Genomic DNA, 18,951 nt, shown 5'->3' with positions numbered 1-18,951 from the left:
CTGCAAATTTATTCTTTGATCAACACACATCACTGCATGAAATTTCATAAATATGGATGCTTAAATTTATGGCACAAATAATGCATTTTATATCGTAAAACACGATAGTTGTTAAAAATTGACTATTTTTGATATATAGGGAATAAGTCGATAATTTTAAGGACAATAATTTTAAGGAGGTAAGCAATGGGATACAAAAATTTAAGAGAATGGATAGCAATACTTGAATCTGAAGGAGAACTGAAACGTATAAGTACGGAAGTGGATTGGCAAGGTGAAATCGGTGCAATTACAAGAAAAGTCTTTTCCAAACGAGGACCCGCACTACTTTTTGAAAATATAAAGGGTTACAAAGATGGGATTTGTACAAAACTTTTTATTGGCGGGCTTGCATCAAAGAGTAGGATTGCGTTGATGCTGGATCTTCCAAAAGATATAAAGATGGAAGACTTGGTGGAAGTTGTAAGGGAGCGTTTTAAGAATCCAATCGAACCACAATTTGTGAAAAAAGGACCTGTAAAGCAAAATATCATTAAATCAAAAATAGACCTCAATAAATTCCCAGTGCCCAAATGGCACCACCTTGATGGCGGAAGATACATCAACACATGGTGTGGAATTATAACAAAGGACCCAGAAACAGGAATAAACAATGTGGGATTGTATCGAGGAATGATCGTTGATAAAGATGAGATAGGGGTTTTGTTGGTAAGAGGTCAGGGCTGGGGTGTCCATTATTCGAAATATCAGGCATTAAAAAAGCCAATGCCCGTTGCTGTTGTGTACGGGTGCGACGAATCGATAGTTTTTGCGGCAGCTACCCCCTTACCAAGGGATCTGGATGAGTATAAGGTTGCCGGCGGTCTACTCAAAGAGCCGGTGAAACTTGTCAAATGCGAAACTGTAGACTTAGAAGTACCGGCTGATGCTGAAATGGTTGTGGAAGGCTATATTTCACCTGATCCAAAGGATTATAAAATGGAAGGACCATTCGGCGAGTATACGGGATATTATGGTGAGTCTGCAAAAAGACCATTTGTCAAGGTTTCATGTATTACACACAGAAATGATCCTATCTTTCGCGGAACGCTTGAGGGAATGAATTATCTGAATCCTAACGAAGATAGCTCCATTCTCGTTGTGAGCCTCTCTGCTGTTGCCAAGAATATCCTCGAATCCCAGGGTGTGCCGGGAGTTCTCGAAATTAGCGCAGTTCCAATAACAATTGTCAAAATCAAAAAAATGTTCAGAGGGCATGCAAAACAGGTAGCAGCTGCATTATGGGGATCCTCTGGAGCACAATACTTGTTTAAGTTTGTCATTGTTGTTGAAGACGATATTGATATCTGGAATAAAAGATCTGTTGAAGAAGCAATTTCATACAGGGTAAACGCAGAAGAAAATGATATTGTCATTTTTCCGGGAAGTTTTGGAGCTGTATTAGACCCAAGCACCAGAATAAGGGATAGAAATGAAATCAAGTTTGGGACAGGAAAATGGGCAAGAGTGCTTATTGATGCAACAAGGAACTGGGATTACGATAAGGTTCCTGAATGGGGTAACGACGTATATCCTCCGTCATCGGTCACTATTTCCAAAGAAGATGACGAGTTGACCACGAGAAGATGGAAGGAGTACCGCATAGATTAAGATTATAATTTTCTTCAACAGGTGCTGATATGAAAGAAAACGATAAAGAGTTGGTTCTGAGCAATATCAGGGTTTTAGACCTCTCAAGATATCTTGCTGGGCCTCTTTGTGGAATGATGCTGGCAGATATGGGGGCTGAGGTGATTAAAGTTGAGCCTCCGGGAGGCGCTGTAGACAGGACATGGGGTATACTTGGAACTGATGGTGAAACACTTACATATAAAATTTTAGGGAGAAATAAAAAATCCACCACCCTAAATTTATCTACTAACGAAGGAATGGAAATTTTCAGAGAAATGGTTAAATCTTCGGATGTAGTTATCCACAATTTTCCTCCCGGTACGACACTGGAGGCACAGCTAAATTATGAGAATTTAAGCAAGGTCTCGTCATCAATCATACTGGCAGTTGTTTCAGGTTACGGTCTAAATGGGCCGGATGCTCAAAATGTTGGTTTTGACTTTGTTACACAGGCAAGAGCAGGGGCTATGGTACTGAATGGTTTTCAGGGTGACCCCCCCTTAAAAACCACAGTTCCTTATATTGACTGCTGCTCAGGGGTAATGGCTGCACTCGGAATTCTGCTTGCACTCTACCACAGGGAGAAAACTGGGAAAGGACAGCTCGTTGATGTTGCTTTATTCGACATAGCATCCTTCATTACACAGAATTTAGGTACTCTCCTCTATTATCAGGTATATGGTGAGATACGCAAGCAGTTTGGCAATTTTGGTTTTGCGAGTTTTATGACCTGTCTTAAAGCAACGGATGGCCAGGTTATGATAGTTGCAAGCAGCAGCGGTGTTTGGAAAAGATTCGTAACAGCAATCGGGAGAGAGGAGCTTAGTACTGACCCCCGTTGTATAAATGATATGAGCAGATCTTTTAACGCAGCGCTTATTGACCCTATAATTCAGGAATGGGCTAAAGACAAGACTACCGATGAAATATTAGATAAACTTCAGGCTGCCCGTGTAGCTTGCGCTAAAGTAAATGCAGTGGATCAACTATTGAGCGATCCTCAGTCTTTAGCGCGAGAAATGGTGGTAGATGTTGAATACGCGGGTCTTGGTAAAATATCTATACCAGGTATACCTATTAAGCTCTCTTTAACACCAGGGAAAATAAGAACGCTTGCACCTAAAGTGGGAGAAAATAATAAAGAAATATACTGCGGTCTTTTAGGCTACGATTTAAAGAAATTCAATTCCTTAAAGGAAAGAGGTATAATTTAATTTTACAGATGCCGCAGAGAGAATCAAAGAGGAATGAACGATGATCCAGATCAAAATGTATGGTACTGGAGGACATGGTGTTGTGGTTGCTGCAAAAATTCTTTCAGATACAGCGGTGACGTGTGGCCTTATAGCACAATCTTTTTCCTCATACGGAGCAGAGAGGCGAGGAGGGAAAGTAGAGGGCTATGTACGACTTTCTGAAAAACATATATTTCTACACTGTAAGATGTATGATCCAGACTTTATAGTGCTTATGGATGAGAATTTTGTAAAGGACCCTGAAGTATTGGCTGGATTAAAAAATGATGGATTGATATTGATTAATAGCACAAAACCGCCCGAATATTTTTCAGTACCGGGAGGATTTAACATATCTACAATTAATGCTGCTCATATTGCACAAAAACATCAATTGGTGCTTCCGAATAAATTGCCCATTATTAACACAGTGATGCTCGGATCTATTGTTGCAATGATTCCGTTGTTGAATTTTGAATCTTTAGCTACAGTCATAAGGAAAGGGAATATTCCTAAACCGGAAAAGAACATTGAAGCTGCCAGAGAGGCATATGAGAAGTTGAAATTGCCACTAATGGATTCAGATATTGGGGAGAAGATTGAGGACAATGTACGGATAGACAGCGGACGTTATCCAGCCTTTCTTTATGAGAAATGCAACCTCTGTGGAAATTGTTACATGTTCTGCCCTGATATTGCAATTATCCCTGATTCTGACAGATCGTCATTTATTATAAGGGATGAATTCTGCAAGGGTTGTGGTATCTGCATTGAGGAATGCCCGAAAAAAGCCATGGAGTGGAAGGAAAGGCATAATGCTTAAGGTAATCACAGGTAATGAAGCTGCAGCATATGGTGCGCTTTTATGTCGTCCGAAAATTGTGTGTGCCTATCCGATTACCCCCCAATCAAGAATACCGGAATTACTGTCTGAGTTTCACGCGGAGGGACTCCTTAAAGGCGAATTCATAAATGTGGAATCTGAAATGTCAGCGCTTAGCTATGTAATTGGTGCGGCACAGGCTGGCGCGAGAGTGTTTACCGCAACATCCTCACAAGGCCTTGCCTGGATGCATGAAGGGCTCCATTGGGCAGTGGGAGCTCGTCTGCCAATTGTGCTCGTCAATGTTAATAGACCGCTTGCTCCACCATGGAATCTCACCTGTGAGCATACTGATAGTTTGTCCCAAAGGGATACAGGTTGGTTACAGTTTTATTGTGAATCAAATCAGGAGATTCTTGATACAGTGATCCAGGCATATAAAATAGCTGAATCTGTAACCTTGCCCTGTATGGTCTGTTTGGATGGCGTTTACCTTTCATATTTTGCGGAAAGCGTTGATATTCCAGATCAATCGAAGGTGGATGAATATCTTCCTCCCTTCGAAACCACTCTGGCATATGATAACAGATTTAGAATGTTTAGAAGAACTCCTGCTGAACCACTTGATTATGAACAGTATGATTATATGACAAACCGGTACCAACTACACAAGTTGGAAAATACATGTATTGATACGGCTTTACATTCAAATGAGGAATTCAAGTTACATTTCGGCCGGGGGTATGATCCGGTGGAGGAATATAAATGCGAGGATGCAGAGGTAGTTGTATTAATGTCCGGGAGTGCTGTCGGGACATGCCGATATGTTATTGATATGTTAAGAGATGATGGGTATAGAGTCGGTTTGGTTAAATTAAAAATGTTTCGTCCATTCCCCAAAGAACTGGTTAGAAAAGCTTTGCATGGAAGGGAAAAAATAGCCGTTATTGATCGTGATCTTTCTCCGGGTGAAGGTGGAATTATCTATCAGGAGGTTAAAGGGGCGCTGAACATAAATACTCGAAATCATACAACACCTGTATATGGATTTATTTCAGGTTTAGGGGGAGCAGATATTTCGGTTGAACTTATTAAAAAAGCCATTCTTTACATGATTAAGGAAGATCCTCCTGAAGATGAAGTAATCTGGTTAGGAAAAATAAAAAATGTGAGAGCCGATCAAGATGAAAATACTATCAATATTTCCTGAAACGGAATATTTGCAGTCACCTCATACTGCATGCACCGGATGTGGTCTGTCGGTAGCCATACGATATTTTTTGAAGGCTATAGGTGAGAAGATAGTATTTGTAATGCCACCAGGGTGTGCAAGCGTTATTGTTAATATTCCAAAGCGAGCCATAAGCTATAAAGGGCAACCTATAGGGTTACTGGCTTGCCCATTTGGTGCAGCAGCAACATTTGCCGCAGGTTTTAAAACGGGCCTTACAATGGTAGGCGACTTAGAAACTGTGGTTGTGCCATGGGCTGGAGATGGCGCAACTTTTGATATTGGGTTTGGTGCTGTTTCAGCGGCTGCTGAAAGAAATGAAGATTTCATTTATGTATGCTATGACAACGAAGCCTATATGAACACAGGCAACCAGAGAAGTTCAGCAACACCAAAGGGTGCAACCACATACACTAATCCTTTTCCTGTTCCTAAAAATGAACATAAGAAAGATATCATGTTAATCCTTGCTGACCATAATATACCTTATGCTGCTACTATGACAATTGCATATCCACGTGATTTTATGAGAAAAGTGCAGAAAGCTAAAGGAATGAAGGGATTCCGATTTTTACATATGTTCACCCCTTGCCCTACTGGATGGCGTTTTCCTACCGAATGGACCATGAAGTTATCACGGTTAGCAGTTCAAACAAAAGTATTCCCTCTCTTTGAAGTTGAAAATGGGAATCGCTTTATTTTAAACAAAGAACCAGCGCGCATACCACTCGAAGAATATTTGAAAGTTCAGGGTCGATTTTCCCATCTAAACAATCAGGAAATAGAAGAGTTCAAAGAAAAAGTCGAACAAAGATGGGAGTGGTTGAAATGGCTTGGTAATTATAAAAATAACAGGCCCGAAGAGCATAGAGGTAAATATGATGGAGAATAAGCCGGAAATTCAGCAAGACATGTGGATACCTACAGTATGTGGTCGATGTTATGCCAACTGTGCTATTCTCGTTCATGTCGTGAACGGGGTTGCCGTGAAGATAGAGGGTAATCCTGAGAGCCCCATGGGTTCACGGGGTGGTGTATGTTCGAAGGGTCTCTCAGGGCTACAGGTGCTTTACGATCCCAACCGACTCAACGTACCGCTGAGGAGAACGAATCCGGAGAAAGGTCTATATGCCGACCCTCAATGGAAGGAGATCAGTTGGGACGAAGCCTTGGATGAGATCGCTGCACGACTCAAGAAAGTGGTCAGTGAAGACCCGAGGAAGCTCTTGATTCAGGCTACAACATGTCGACCAAGCTTCATGATAGCCAACATTTTTCCGCTCAAGAGTCTTCTCGGACAGTTTAGTTACTATCTGGGCGGAGGCGGTCTTCATTGCGGTCAAGGTGCCCACGGAATAGCGGGGCTGCAACATGGTTCATGGTCAATAGTTCCCGATTTCAAGTATTGTAACTACGGGATATACTTCGGGGCAAATAAAGGTAGCGGGTCAGGCCATTCCGCCATGATGACTACCAGGCTCGCTGCTGAGGCGAGGGCCCGTGGTATGAGGTTTGTAGTCTTTGATCCTATGTGCAATCAAGCTGGGGGTAAAGCAACAGAGTGGATTCCTATCATTCCAGGTACCGATGGAGCTGTAGCACTCGCCATGTGCAACATTATAGTGAATAAGTTGAAGACACTGGATGAAGTGTTTTTGAAAGCTAAGACGAACGCGCCCTATCTTGTCGCGTCTGACGGCAGTTACGTGAGAGAGAAAGATTCAGGAAAGTGTCTGGTCTGGGATGCGAAAGAGGGGGCGGCTGTGCCTTACAACCATAGAGCGATCTCCACCTACGAAGCGGCGTGTGAAGTCGATTTTGCGCTGGAGGGAGACTATCAGGTTGAGGGAACAATGTGTGTTCCGTGTTTTCAGGTTGTCAAAGAACACCTGAAACAGTATACACCGGAAATGGCATCGCAGATAAGTGGTGTCCCCGCAGATACGATTCGCCGTATAGCTACCGAATTTGCAGAGGCCGCAATGGTGGGAAGCACCATTACCATCGACGGCAATAAAATGCCGTTCAGACCAGCTTCCGCGGTCCTCTTTCGTGGCGGGGAGGGTCATGAGAATTCCTACCATACCTGTTTTGCAGTGTCACTTCTCGATATGATCGTGGGCTCCGCCGATGTTCCTGGTGGCACTCTCGGATGGCCAGCAAGATGTCTCGGTTTTCCAGAGACCGGCAAGCTTGCCACATCTCCGTTCATGGGTAAGGATGGTTTTCTGGCAGTCGAACGTTTTGGTTCCTCCAGCGGGTCAATCAAGAGGAAAGGCCCGTGGCCTGAAAAACTGCCTGAGTTTCGGGGGGATCCCGGACTATTAGATATTTTTCCCGCAGCCCACTTTTCTTTCGTTTTCGCATCGAGCGACCAGGAAGAAATATGGAAAAAAATTGGATGGGATAACCGGATAGAAATGATGATTTCGTGGGGTTGTAATACGGTACTAAGCGTTGCAAGTAAGGATATACTGGCGGAAACGCTTAAGAAAATACCTTTTATCGTCGTGTCCGAGTTGTATTCCACGGAACTGGCTGAAGGCTTCGCAGACATACTTTTGCCGGATACATCTTATCTGGAAATGGCAACGTGGGCTGAAGGTGCGGGCATGAACTTCAACTATCCCTTTGGTACCGAGGACTGGAATTTTCAGATAACACAGCCGGTGGTTAGGCCAAAGTATGAAAGAAGGGAATTTTTTAGCGAGGTTGTATCGGAACTGATCGACAGAATGGGGAAGAGACGGGAGTATAATGCTATTCTTAATGAACTATACGAGCTTGACGACTCTTATAAGCTACCCCTGGACGAGAAGTTTTCCGCTCAAGAATTGGCCGACCGGGTGCTGAAAAACCTTTTTGGCGAGGATCGTGGCTGGGAATGGTTCGGTCCGCGCGGTATTTTTACTTGGCCGAAAAAGGTTGAGGAGGCGTATTGGAGATACTTTGTTGATTGCAGGGTTCATGTCTACCTGGAGTTTTTAATGGAATCGGGAGAGAAGGTGAAGGAGATCGCTCAAAAGACCGGCCTGGAGATCGACCTTAGCCAGTATACTCCGTTGATCTCGTGGTTTCCATGTTCCATTCATAATGTTAACAGCTCCGAGTATGACCTCTACTGCTTTTCTTACAGGGACGTTGTTCATACCGGTTCTCATACCATGGAACAACCCTGGTTGGACGAAATGAGTGAGATGAATCCTTACACATACAATATTGCCTTAAGTACAACATGCGCGGAGGAAAAAGGGTTGAAGGACGGCGATATGGTGGAACTGGAGTCTGAGACAGGACGCAAGATTACAGGAAGAATGAAGGTGATGGAAGGAATCCATAAGCAGACGGTAAGCATAGCGGCGTGCACCGGTCATTGGGCAAAAGGTATGCCTATTGCCAAGGGAAAGGGGGTTAACTTTAATACTTTAATGGAAATAGATTTGAAGAAAGTCGACCCTATTTCCCTGAATCTTGAAACCGCTGTAAGGGTCAAGATTAGAAAGGTATAAAAGGGGATTTAGATGGTCCGATGGGGAATGGTAATAGACTTACAAAGATGCATTAGTTGCTACGCCTGCGTGGTCGCCTGTAAGCAGGAACACTTCTTGCCGCCAGGTGTATTCTGGAACAGACTGGTGGTCAGTGAGACCGGTAAGTATCCTACGGTTACTAAGATTGCGTATCCAGTGCTCTGCAATCACTGTGAAGACGCAATCTGTGTGAAAGTGTGTCCGGCCGGCGCCACTGTAAAAAGGGAAGACGGGATAGTCTCAATTGATTATGACGCATGTGTTGGCTGCCGATATTGCGTTGTTGCCTGCCCTTACCAGCAACGGACGTACAACGCCAATACCCCAGCAGAGTACTTCCCGGGCCAGGGACTCACTGAATTCGAGGTTATTGGCCAAAAACTCTACCCCCTTCAGAAAGGAACGGCACTCAAATGCAATTTTTGCCTCGAGAGGATTGATGAGGGTCTCAAGAAGGGATTGCAGCCTGGCGTTGATCGCGAGGCAAGTCCGGCATGCGTCATTACATGCCCGGCGAAGGCACGATATTTTGGCAATCTGGACGATCCGAATAGTGAGGTGTCACGTTTAATAAAGGAAAAAAAGGCGTCTCAGTTTCATCCGGAATTTGGCACTAACCCTTCTGTTTACTATATTTCTCGATGAGGAGATGATTATGAGACCGTACGAATGGATGGTAAAGCATACACCCCAAACCGAATGGATAGAGGGGCGGGGAATTCTCTTTTTGATTGCGTTCTTTTTCATTGAGCTTGGCGCCGGGATATTTGTCGTTTCATCGCTCTTTAGCAGTTATGCAGGGGAGGTTATCGGTTGGCTCGTCTGTGCGGTTTTAGGCGGGGGGTTTCACCTCCTCTACCTGGGACATCCTTTCAGATTCTACCGCATGCTTTTGAAACCTCAGACTTCCTGGATTTCCCGGGGTCTGCTCTTCGTATCTGGTTTCTTGGCCCTGGGTGCAATCCACCTCGTTCTGTCTTTCTGGGCGCACTCAAATCTTGGTCTATTAATAATGGTCGACGTGTTTGCTTTCCTGACCATCATATACGGTGGTTTTGCAATGAACTATGTGAACGGTATTCCACTCTGGAACTCTGCCCTTCTCCCGGTGCTGTTCACTGTGGCTGGCCTTTGGGGGGGTGCAGAGGTCAGCATGGCTATTCTCTTATTGAGGGGTGGCATAGGTGAAGGACCGGAACGGGTCATCCAGATATTACTATTAGTCCTTGTTGTTATTTTTCCCACGTACCTTATAAGTGCCCGGTACGGTTTGCCTGCCGGAAAGGTGTCCGTAAGCGAAATTGTCACGGGAAATTGGTGGCCTTATTTTTGGATAGTCGTTGTGCTAATGGGGATGGTACTTCCTGTGGGAGTTACCATAAGCAGCCTCCTGGCGGGCTCCATGGCCATTCCTGTTCAACTTCTCTACGTCTCAATTTTCTTCGGCCTTCTTGCTGATCTCGTCCTGAGATATCTCATACTCAAAAATGGCTTCTATAATCCACTGGTACAAGTTCCGGCTTCTTATAGTTATGTGACTAAACCTTTTTATGAATGATGATGCTATTAAAAAACAAAAGAGAATATGGGAACACTTTGATAGGCCTCATTTAGAGGGGAGTGATTTTTAAGATTAGTATTAATAAAACATTCAAAGGGGGTTAAAATGAAAACCAGAATTATCAGAAAAATTATTATTTGTTTGGTTGTTTTTGTGGGGTTTTCTGTATTTATTCCCAGCCATTCTTATTGCGCTCAACAAACACCTGTTAAACAAGAACTGAAATTCTTCTCGGGGAGTCCTGCAGCAGGAGGTGTATGGTATTTATTATCTGTCGGTATTACGCAGATTTTTGGAAAATCTATACCTGGCATAGAAACATCCTTAGTCCCTGGCGGTGCTGGTGGAGGACCTATTTCAGTCGGTGAAGGCAATTCACAAGCAGGTCTGGTTAACCTTGGGCCTTTTTTAGATGCTCAAGAAGGTCTACCGCCATTTAAAAAGTCATACAACAATCTTAGAATATTAGGTAGCTTATATAACCATGTATTCCAGGTAATCGTTTTAAAGGATTCAGGTATTAACAAGATTACCGATCTTAAAGGGAAGGTAGTTTCTCCAGGAATTAAAGGGCAATATAGCGAGTTCTGGTTTAAAAAATTACTAAAAATATATAACATGGATCCAGCAAAGGATATCAAAGTTGTCTCTCTTGGTTTCGGTGATACAGCTGAATCTATGAAGGACGGAAAAGTGGATTGTTTAGCTACCGCAGCTCCTATTCCAATGCCTTCCATAGAAGACTTGGCAACTGCCAGAAAAATTAAATTCTTAAACATAGATAATGAACAACTAAAAACATTCTGTGCAACAGTAAATGGGTTCCAGCCAGGCATATTAAGTGCTAAAAAGATCCCTTATAAGGGCGAACATAGCGACATAACAACAGCCTTTTTACCGTTATCTGTCATGGTAAGCGCTGATTTGCCGGAAGATCTGGTATATAAGATGACCAAAGCCCTTGCCGAAAATATAAAAGATTTAGAACAAATGTCTTCCAGTATGAGGGGAATTGATCCAAAAAGCCTTGCCAGAAGTATAAGTCCTAAAGCTAAATTTCACCCAGGGGCAGTCAAGTACTATAAGGAGAGAGGGTGGCAATAAAAAATATGGAGAAGTTTCGAACATTATTGTTCGGTGGAATAGCTATTTTATATTCCATGTTCCAGCTTTATACTGGAACAATCGGCCGTATGGATCCGTTTTTGCTACGTATTATCCATCTGTATTTCGCTCTCGTCTTAACGTTCTTGATGGTGCCCAGCAATAAGGGGAAGCTTAATAATGTTGTGAATGATGTCTTTTTGGGTCTGGTTGTAGCAACTGGCATTTACTTATTGTTTATGTGGCCCACCCTCACCGAACGATTTCCACTTGTTAGCCCTCTTCCTTTAAGCGGTTTTGTTTTTGGGAGTATCTTCTATGTGGTTCTGTTAGAAGCCTTACGTCGACACATGGGCAAAGAACTGGTTATTGTTGTTATAGTGCTTACTGCATACGTGTTGTTCGGAAAATATACGTACGGAATATTTAAACATCTTGGATATAGTATTGCAAATGTTTTAGATGTTGTATACCTCAGCACCGAGGGTACTTTTGGTGAAACCCTTGGTATCTCGGCAAACTATTTATTTTTATACGTTTTGTTTGGTTCTTTTCTTGTGAGAAGTGGTATTGGAGAATTAATTATCGATTTAGGCAAAGCATTGGCTGGAAACAGAATAGGTGGAGCAGGTAAAATAACTACCGTTGCAAGCGCAGGTTTTGGTATGATTTCGGGCTCAGCAGTTTCCAGCGTACTTACTGTAGGGAGCTTCTGTGCGCCATTGCTGAATAAAATGGGTTACACACCAATTTACAGCGGAGCCCTAATTGCAACCGCCTCAACCGGTGGCGTCATTATGCCACCGGTGATGGGGGCTATCGCTTTTCTTATGGCAGAATATCTTGGAATTCCTTACGGGAGAGTTATTATTTACGCCTTCTTTCCGGCATGTCTTTATTATCTCTGCCTTTATGCATCAGCACACTTTGAAGCAAAAAAACAACACCTTCCTGTTTTAAAAAAAGAGGAACTACCAAGTGCCATTGAAACGTTAAAAAAAGGATGGTATTTGCTCATACCAGCTTTTTTGTTGGTAGGTTTTCTTATAAAACAATACTCAGCACAATTTTCTGTTTTGGTGGCTATATATGCAAACATTGCACTTATGCTGCTATTACCAAATAAAAAAATAAAAACAAAACTCCTTGATATAGTATTATCCCTTAAAGATGGAGCCAGAGATGCCCTCATGGTAGTTATAGCTCTGGCAGTTGCAAATTTAATTGAAGGTCTTTTTAGCATAACCGGTGTGGCATTAAAGATAAGCGCAATATTAGTCCAGATTTCACCAAATATTTTTGTTCTACTTGGGTTGGCGGCAGGGACTTTATTTCTACTTGGGCTTGCATTGCCATCTTTTGTTATATACATTACTGCAGTACCACTCCTAATTCCACCGATGTTGAAATTTGGTTTAGATCCAGTAGCAAGTCATCTGTTTCTTCTCTATTGGGCTGTGCTCTCAATGATCACTCCACCTACCGGAGCCTCTTTTTATGCCGCAGCGGCTGTAGTAAAAGCTCCTATTATGAAAGTAGGATGGGCTGCTACTCGAATGGCCGCCCCAATTTACCTGTTAACTTTTATTCTTGCCTTACATCCTGCACTCTTACTACGAGGTACAAGCATTTGGGAAACACTTTACTATATTGTACCTGCCGGTCTTGGAGTTATAAGTATTGCTGCAGCCAATAGTGGCTATCTTTTATCAGAATTGAGGCCATTTGAAAGGCTCATGTTGATCATTGCAGGGATTTTTCTTATCTATGCTTCACCGCTTTTTCTCTTTTTGGGTATGTTATCTCTGATTGCTGTTGTTTATACACAGGTTATCAAGAAAAAATATCTTTCACCCGATCTCGAAGTTACAGTAAATGATAATTCAAAAAAGTAGCACATAAAGAATAGTCATCACTGTCCGATTGGGGTCAGACCAAGCCAACCCGTTGAAGCAAATCGTTTTATGTATGGAAAATGGCCAATTTCAGGGCTTAAAGTGCTGTTTTTGGGGGCAATTTGTAACCTGTCTGCCACAACCCAGGCACAGGCAGGCAAAGGGGTACGAACTTGACGGGGTGATGGGCGAGTTGGTAAACACCATGAGGAGACCCGACTCGGTATCGGAGGAAATTGCATTCACTGTGAATGCAATTGCTCAAATCTCCGTAAAGTCAACACGGACGCTACTTAGCACGATTTTACTTTTGAAACTTTCTTCTGAGGGGTTCTCCGCCACTGTGGCGGAGAATGTAAATATGATGGTCTCGTAAAAAGTCGTATTTCTGTAGTTTTGTTATTCCTACGAAGTGGGTGTCTTTACTTGCGAAGCAACATCCAGTGATTTCAATGTGTTCTGGACTCCAGTTTTCACGGGAGTGACGGTATTTTGACTTTTTACGAATGCATCACTTTTTAGTTAACTATTTCGGTAAAAGCCGGAAGAACTTTGCGGCTTCGTAATCTTAGATGGGAATATCCGGGTTTGATGCTTCAACATGATCAATCGGATTCTTTAGACCTTACAAGTCCGATAAATAAATGCACAAGAAGTATTTTACCTTGCCTTTTTCAAATCCCGGTAAAAGTTTTCGTGGACGCCCAAGGCAAGTAAAAACAAGGTTTCTTTATCGAAACCATATGCCAGAAGAAACTGCTGTTCCAGGACGCGGAATTTGTATACCCGTACCCCGGCGAGATCACCTCTTTTTTCTTCACCACATGACACATCGGAAAGAATGTGCCGGATTGCTTCATATACCGGCTTGATTTGATTCGCATGAAGCTTTTTGTAGTTGCGCCTGAAGTATGGTGTCTGAACAGTCTTCATTCTTTGGTAAATTCAAAGGGTTCAAAATCTCCCTGTTTCTTAGCCGCCAATATATCACGAATGAATTCAATGGGCAGATCAGGGTTATCAAGAGCGGCCCTTCCTATCTTGGCCCAGTAAGCTACCTGCAAGGGCACCGTACGACATTCCACCTCGGCTCTCCGTTTTGCTACTTCGTATAATTCGTCATCAATGCGGATCGCTACACTCATACAACACCTCCTGTTACAATTGTAGCATTGTGAAACCAATAAAACAAGTATCTTCTGTCTTTGTGGTATCTGATGCAATTGCCGCAACGGTTGCGGCAATTCTTGAAATCACCGTAAAGTCAACAAAAACGCTGTTTAACGGGCTTTCGCTATTAAAACTTTCCGATGAGATTCAGGTAGTGATCCGAGAATTACGTTACGGTAAATCCGAGGTCCTTGATCATTTCTATATCGCTTGCTGCGTCCCTTCCGAGGGTGGTGAGGTAATTCCCCGTCATGAAAGAGTTACAACCTGCCACTATTCCGAGGGGAAGTAATTGTCGCAAGTTTTTCTCTTTTCCGCCGCAGAGTTTAATGTCTTTGTCCGGGAGAATAAACCGGTAAAGCGCAATGGTGATTAAAATTTCAACAGGGGTCAATGGCTGCATGTGTGCAAGGGGAGTTCCTTCAATCGGATTGAGGATATTGATGGGTACAGAGTCCACATCAATATCTTTCAGAGTGAATGCCATTTCAATGCGCTGCTCCATCGTTTCTCCAAGACCGATAATACCCCCTGAACAGACAGAAAGGCCTGCCTTTTGAGCGTTTTTCACAGTCTCAATATCCTCTTCATAATCGTGGGTGGAACAGATAGCATCAAAGTTGCTCCGCGCTGTTTCAAGGTTGTGGTGGTAACGGAATAAACCTACCTCTTTCAACCTTTGCGCCCTCTCTTCGTCAAGCATGCCGATGGAGGCGCAGGGCTTAATGCCTACCCTGACCATTCCCCTGATGGCCTCTTCAATTTCTTTCCATTCGTTATTTCCTTCAATCCGCGTACCGCTTGTAACAATGCTGAACATATGGGCGCCGGACTCTTTTGCTTCTTTTGCCTTTTCAATAATTTCATCCTTCGGGATAAGCGGGTATATCTCTGCATGGGTATGGTGATGGACCGACTGGGCACAAAATCTGCAATTTTCAGGACACAAGCCTGACTTTGCATTCACGATGGAGCACAGAGATACATGCCTGCCTTTGTAATAGTCCCTCACTTCAGATGCGTATGCCATGAGGAGAAAGGGCTTTTCTTTCCCAATGTTATAAAGAATTACTGCATCGTCAGGGTTAATGGCTTTTTCGGCAATCGCCTTGTCTGTTAGCCTTTTCAATTCAATATCCATCCAAAACCTCCAGCACCACAGGAACCGATTCCATGTTTCTTACTGCCTGCGGCTGCCAACTGTACATCTCACAGAGGTATCGAGAGTATCCAGCCGTAACGGTCTTTCAGTTCACCATACTGAATACCCGTTATCTCGTCATAGAACCTCTGGGAGAATTCCCCTATTTTCATATCGTTTACTATAATGGTCTCTTCATGATGCCTGATTTCTCCAACCGGTGAGATAACTGCAGCAGTTCCTGTACCAAACACCTCCTGCAGTGTTCCATTTTTTGATGCCGCAATAACTTCGTCAATGGAAATGGGCCGTTCCTCAACTCTTATTCCCCAATCCTTAGCAAGCATAATCACGGAATCTCTCGTTATACCGGGAAGAATCGTCCCATCCAGAGAGGGGGTTATTAACGTACCGTCAATGACAAAGCAAATGTTCATTGTTCCCACTTCTTCGACAAATCTATCTTCGATGCCATCAAGCCAGAGCACCTGTGTGTATCCTTTATGTTTGGCCTCCTCTGCCGGAAAAAGACTCGCAGCATAGTTTGCCGGTGTCTTTGCTTCACCGAGACCACCCCTTGCTGCCCTCGTATAGGCTCCAGATGTAATGAGCCTCACAGGGTTCAAACCCTCTCTGTAATACGCACCCACAGGGGAAGTAATAACCATGAACCGATATGTGTCAGAAACCTTGACCCCTAAAAAATTTTCCGTAGCAAAGATAAAGGGGCGAATATAGAGCGCAGTCCCCTTCCCTCTTGGAACCCACTCGCTGTCAAGGGTAACAAGCGCCTTTATGACCCTGATAAATAACTCCTGCTCCATGGGGGGAATGCAGAGTCTCTTACAGGACCTGTTGTGACGTTCATGATACTTTTCAGGACGGAAAATATTTATCCTGTCACCGGCAAAAAAGGCCTTGAGCCCTTCAAAAATCATCTGTCCGTAATGTAAGGAACACATCGATGGTGATACGCTTATGTTGCCAAAAGGAATAATCTCCGGGGTCTGCCACTTATCATCCCTGTATTCAAAACTTACCATGTGGTCTGAAAACTTCTCGCCAAAATTAAGATTATCAAAATCAACTTCATGTCTTTTACTTTCCAATGCCTTCTCAATTCTCATTATTAAAAACTCCTCCATAGTATGAATTATATGTTTATATTAACGGTTCCATAGCTTTATGACCTTTACAGCCCAACAAGTTTCACACCGGCAGTATATGCGTCCGATAACGCCGTGGGGTGATCGAGGATAGCTCCCTTGTGTTCTATACCAAGAAAACCCAGGGTCTCATGCTCAGGAGCGCTGATTGACCTGAAAAAGGCCTTTGCCGTTGCTTCGCTACAGCTGATACCAATCTCTTTTTTCATCCCTCCGGCGATAAGTAAAAGCCCCTTCCTGCCATACTGCCCTCCGGAAATTTCCCTCTTTAAAAGGTATTTTTCGCACCAGAAGGCCTGGCACCTGTCAATCATGATTTTCGTTTGAGCAGACAAACCCAGGAAAAAAACGGGTGAGGCGATAATAACCCTGTCCGCCCCCCTGATTGCACCGTAAATTTTTTCCATATCGTCATGGTTTACGCATATCCCCGTTTCTTCACAACCACCGCAATTCTGACAGGGTTTTATGTTCATGAGGTTAAGCCTGAACAGAACAACATCATGCCCACCATCATAGATAGGCTTGAGTGTTTCTCCGAGGAGGAGGTCCGTATTCCCCCCCACCCTCGGACTGCCATGGAATGCAACAACATTCATTGTATTGTTTTATTCGACTTTGTAAAACGCCATCTTCTTTGCGCCGCACACAGGACATACATCCGGCGCTTCGTGCTCTATGGTAGCCCCGCAGACCTTACAGATATAGTAATCTGTTTCTTCGTTTTTTCCAATATTGTCGAGGGCCTTCTTATAGAGCGCTGCATGCATTTTCTCTACTTCATTTGCAATGTGGAAGCTTCTCAATGCACCGTTATTGCCTTCTGCCTTTGCATCCTCAATCATAGCAGGATACATGTGCTGGAACTCATGTGATTCGCCGGTTATCGCCTCCTCAAGGTTCTCTTTTGTGCTCTTTATGCCTTTCAACTCCCTGAGATGGTTGTGAGCATGAACTGTCTCGGCTTCTGCCGCTGCCCTGAAGAGTTTTGCAACCTGTTTGTAGCCTTCATCATCGGCCTTCTTTGCAAATGCAAGATATTTCCTGTTCGCCTGCGATTCCCCGGCAAATGCTTCTTTGAGGTCGTTTTCTGTCCTGGACATAATTACCTCCATTTTTTTAGCGTTTAGCGGTCAGCGGATAGCTTCTGAACCTCTTTAATATACGCTCCACGCTCTACGCTATTATTAAAAGTTTTTATGGTATTCCTTCACCTTCGCTGCAAACTCTTTCCCGAATTCGTAACATTTCTGCTCGTCGTCAAGGGTTGGCTTGTACTGGACCTGAACACCGGGCTCAACAATTTCGAGACCCATCTTCCTGAATGACTCGTAAGCCTCCTTTACAGCACCGCCACCCCAGCCGAAGCTGCCAAAGGCGCCGGCCATTCTCCCTTTAGGCCTCAGTCCCCCCAGGTGATACAAAAATTCTGCCACGGAAGGGAACATGACGTTGTTCATAGTAGGGGTGCCTATGAGGGCGCCTCTTGCCTTCCAAAATTCCTTGATCGCTTCGCTCATAGGGGATGAACGAAGCTTTATAACCCTGCAATCTACACCCTCGTCCTTTATCCCCTGCATAATGGGATATGTCATGTGCTCTGTGCTGTGCCACATGGTATCGTAAATAACTGCCACACGGAGATCCGCCTTATTGTTCGCCAGATCGAGGTACTTCTGAATGATCTTACCGGGGTCCTTTCTCCAGATGATGCCGTGGTCAGGGGCTATCATGTCGATCTCAAGGCCGGCCTTCACAATATCTGCAATCTTTGTTTTAATGAGTTGGCCAAAAGGCATGAGGATGTTTGCATAATAATCGACAATCGCATCTTCCAGCTCAAATTGCGAATGGCATTCCATAAACTCATCATCAAATCGCGCTGCAGTTGCTATGTGCTGCCCGAAGGCATCCTGGGAGATGAGCAGTTTCGCCTCCTTAACATATGTCACCATAGAGTCAGGCCAGTGAAGCATTGGTGTTTCAAGGAAAAGGAGGGTATATTTCCCAATGTTCAGGGTATCACCGTTCTTCACGACCTTGAATGTCCATTGCGATGTGTCAAAATAACGTTCGATTCCTTTCTTTCCCCTCTCGCTGATATAGATGGTTGCTTTGGGAATGAGCTTCATAATCATGTCGATACTGCTCGCATGGTCAGGTTCGATATGGTTTACCACGAGGTTCTGTATCTTGGATATATCAACAATTCTTTTTATATTTTCTACAGTTATAGAGCAAAAATCATGTTTTACTGTATCTATGAGCGTTACCTGTTCGTCTTTAATAAGATAGTTGTTGTATGTCGTTCCGTTCTGTGTGATATACCCGTGGAAATCCCTTATACCCCAGTCAATCGCTCCGACCCAGAAAATGTCAGGTTTTATTTCAACTGGCTTCATGTTACCTCCTTTTCAAAAAACA

17 protein-coding genes are annotated in these 18,951 nt (G+C 43.6%); 10 read left to right on the top strand and 7 right to left on the bottom strand.

All coding sequences use genetic code 11. The features are described from left to right. Positions 1–186: 186 nt before the first annotated feature. From NTX75_08200 to NTX75_08155, 10 genes are all read left to right on the top strand, one after another. Positions 187–1,650 carry a UbiD family decarboxylase gene (locus NTX75_08200; protein ID MCX5816207.1) on the top strand — a complete coding sequence of 488 codons (1,464 nt, stop codon included), beginning with the start codon at positions 187–189 and terminating at the stop codon, positions 1,648–1,650. Between the two features lie 29 nt (positions 1,651–1,679). Then, positions 1,680–2,885, top strand: a complete 1,206-nt coding sequence (locus tag NTX75_08195) for a CoA transferase (protein MCX5816206.1) — start codon at positions 1,680–1,682, stop codon at positions 2,883–2,885. A gap of 40 nt (positions 2,886–2,925) precedes the next feature. Continuing rightward, the gene (locus NTX75_08190; GenBank protein MCX5816205.1) at positions 2,926–3,729 is read left to right on the top strand and encodes a 2-oxoacid:acceptor oxidoreductase family protein; all 804 of its coding nucleotides are present in this window, start codon (positions 2,926–2,928) and stop codon (positions 3,727–3,729) included. Further along, positions 3,722–4,939 (top strand): pyruvate ferredoxin oxidoreductase, encoded by a 1,218-nt coding sequence (gene porA / locus NTX75_08185; GenBank protein MCX5816204.1) that lies wholly within the window; start codon positions 3,722–3,724, stop codon positions 4,937–4,939. Before NTX75_08190 ends, porA begins: the two co-directional genes overlap by 8 nt. Continuing rightward, positions 4,914–5,852, top strand: a complete 939-nt coding sequence (locus tag NTX75_08180; GenBank protein MCX5816203.1) for a thiamine pyrophosphate-dependent enzyme — start codon at positions 4,914–4,916, stop codon at positions 5,850–5,852. Before porA ends, NTX75_08180 begins: the two co-directional genes overlap by 26 nt. Then, on the top strand, positions 5,839–8,469 hold the full coding sequence (locus NTX75_08175; protein MCX5816202.1) for a molybdopterin-dependent oxidoreductase: 2,631 nt from the start codon (positions 5,839–5,841) through the stop codon (positions 8,467–8,469). Before NTX75_08180 ends, NTX75_08175 begins: the two co-directional genes overlap by 14 nt. Before the next feature lie 12 nt (positions 8,470–8,481). After that, complete coding sequence (locus NTX75_08170; GenBank protein MCX5816201.1) at positions 8,482–9,135, top strand: 4Fe-4S dicluster domain-containing protein; 654 nt, start codon at positions 8,482–8,484, stop codon at positions 9,133–9,135. 10 nt (positions 9,136–9,145) lie between these two features. Next, positions 9,146–10,048: a polysulfide reductase NrfD gene (nrfD, locus tag NTX75_08165; GenBank protein ID MCX5816200.1), complete on the top strand. Its 903-nt coding sequence runs from the start codon at positions 9,146–9,148 to the stop codon at positions 10,046–10,048. Positions 10,049–10,156: 108 nt separating this feature from the next. Further along, positions 10,157–11,155 carry a TAXI family TRAP transporter solute-binding subunit gene (locus NTX75_08160; protein ID MCX5816199.1) on the top strand — a complete coding sequence of 333 codons (999 nt, stop codon included), beginning with the start codon at positions 10,157–10,159 and terminating at the stop codon, positions 11,153–11,155. Next, the gene (locus NTX75_08155; GenBank protein MCX5816198.1) at positions 11,146–13,050 is read left to right on the top strand and encodes a TRAP transporter fused permease subunit; all 1,905 of its coding nucleotides are present in this window, start codon (positions 11,146–11,148) and stop codon (positions 13,048–13,050) included. The genes NTX75_08160 and NTX75_08155 overlap by 10 nt, the downstream gene beginning before the upstream one ends. A 660-nt stretch (positions 13,051–13,710) precedes the next feature. Here NTX75_08155 and NTX75_08150 read toward each other — a convergent pair. The 7 genes from NTX75_08150 to NTX75_08120 all read right to left on the bottom strand — a co-directional run bounded on the left by NTX75_08150 (position 13,711) and on the right by NTX75_08120 (position 18,929). After that, on the bottom strand, positions 13,711–13,983 hold the full coding sequence (locus NTX75_08150) for a type II toxin-antitoxin system RelE/ParE family toxin (protein ID MCX5816197.1): 273 nt from the start codon (positions 13,981–13,983) through the stop codon (positions 13,711–13,713). Next, complete coding sequence (locus NTX75_08145) at positions 13,980–14,195, bottom strand: hypothetical protein (protein MCX5816196.1); 216 nt, start codon at positions 14,193–14,195, stop codon at positions 13,980–13,982. Before NTX75_08145 ends, NTX75_08150 begins: the two co-directional genes overlap by 4 nt. A gap of 191 nt (positions 14,196–14,386) precedes the next feature. Then, positions 14,387–15,361 (bottom strand): biotin synthase BioB, encoded by a 975-nt coding sequence (gene bioB, locus NTX75_08140; protein MCX5816195.1) that lies wholly within the window; start codon positions 15,359–15,361, stop codon positions 14,387–14,389. 68 nt (positions 15,362–15,429) lie between these two features. Beyond that, the gene (locus NTX75_08135) at positions 15,430–16,488 is read right to left on the bottom strand and encodes a branched-chain amino acid aminotransferase (GenBank protein MCX5816194.1); all 1,059 of its coding nucleotides are present in this window, start codon (positions 16,486–16,488) and stop codon (positions 15,430–15,432) included. Between the two features lie 65 nt (positions 16,489–16,553). Beyond that, complete coding sequence (locus tag NTX75_08130) at positions 16,554–17,126, bottom strand: flavodoxin family protein (GenBank protein MCX5816193.1); 573 nt, start codon at positions 17,124–17,126, stop codon at positions 16,554–16,556. Positions 17,127–17,135: 9 nt separating this feature from the next. Then, entirely contained in the window at positions 17,136–17,630 is a 495-nt protein-coding gene (locus NTX75_08125) for a rubrerythrin family protein (protein ID MCX5816192.1), read from the bottom strand. Between the two features lie 84 nt (positions 17,631–17,714). Beyond that, a complete protein-coding gene (locus tag NTX75_08120; GenBank protein ID MCX5816191.1) occupies positions 17,715–18,929 on the bottom strand; it encodes an FprA family A-type flavoprotein in 1,215 nt (404 codons plus the stop codon). Positions 18,930–18,951 lie beyond the last annotated feature (22 nt).

The organism is Pseudomonadota bacterium, assembly GCA_026388315.1.
GTDB lineage: Bacteria > Desulfobacterota > Syntrophorhabdia > Syntrophorhabdales > Syntrophorhabdaceae > MWEV01.
Note: the sequence above shows the minus strand (reverse complement) of the source record. Positions and strands in the feature narration are given on the sequence as shown.

Bases quoted from the DNA above. Each gene is read 5' to 3' on its own strand.
- NTX75_08200 (MCX5816207.1), top strand. From the start codon at position 187: ATGGGATACAAAAATTTAAGAGAATGGATAGCAATACTTGAATCTGAA.
- NTX75_08195 (MCX5816206.1), top strand. From the start codon at position 1,680: ATGAAAGAAAACGATAAAGAGTTGGTTCTGAGCAATATCAGGGTTTTA.
- NTX75_08190 (MCX5816205.1), top strand. From the start codon at position 2,926: ATGATCCAGATCAAAATGTATGGTACTGGAGGACATGGTGTTGTGGTT.
- porA (MCX5816204.1), top strand. From the start codon at position 3,722: ATGCTTAAGGTAATCACAGGTAATGAAGCTGCAGCATATGGTGCGCTT.
- NTX75_08180 (MCX5816203.1), top strand. From the start codon at position 4,914: ATGAAAATACTATCAATATTTCCTGAAACGGAATATTTGCAGTCACCT.
- NTX75_08175 (MCX5816202.1), top strand. From the start codon at position 5,839: ATGATGGAGAATAAGCCGGAAATTCAGCAAGACATGTGGATACCTACA.
- NTX75_08170 (MCX5816201.1), top strand. From the start codon at position 8,482: ATGGTCCGATGGGGAATGGTAATAGACTTACAAAGATGCATTAGTTGC.
- nrfD (MCX5816200.1), top strand. From the start codon at position 9,146: ATGAGACCGTACGAATGGATGGTAAAGCATACACCCCAAACCGAATGG.
- NTX75_08160 (MCX5816199.1), top strand. From the start codon at position 10,157: ATGAAAACCAGAATTATCAGAAAAATTATTATTTGTTTGGTTGTTTTT.
- NTX75_08150 (MCX5816197.1), bottom strand. From the start codon at position 13,983: ATGAAGACTGTTCAGACACCATACTTCAGGCGCAACTACAAAAAGCTT.
- NTX75_08145 (MCX5816196.1), bottom strand. From the start codon at position 14,195: ATGAGTGTAGCGATCCGCATTGATGACGAATTATACGAAGTAGCAAAA.
- bioB (MCX5816195.1), bottom strand. From the start codon at position 15,361: ATGGATATTGAATTGAAAAGGCTAACAGACAAGGCGATTGCCGAAAAA.
- NTX75_08135 (MCX5816194.1), bottom strand. From the start codon at position 16,488: ATGAGAATTGAGAAGGCATTGGAAAGTAAAAGACATGAAGTTGATTTT.
- NTX75_08130 (MCX5816193.1), bottom strand. From the start codon at position 17,126: ATGAATGTTGTTGCATTCCATGGCAGTCCGAGGGTGGGGGGGAATACG.
- NTX75_08125 (MCX5816192.1), bottom strand. From the start codon at position 17,630: ATGTCCAGGACAGAAAACGACCTCAAAGAAGCATTTGCCGGGGAATCG.
- NTX75_08120 (MCX5816191.1), bottom strand. From the start codon at position 18,929: ATGAAGCCAGTTGAAATAAAACCTGACATTTTCTGGGTCGGAGCGATT.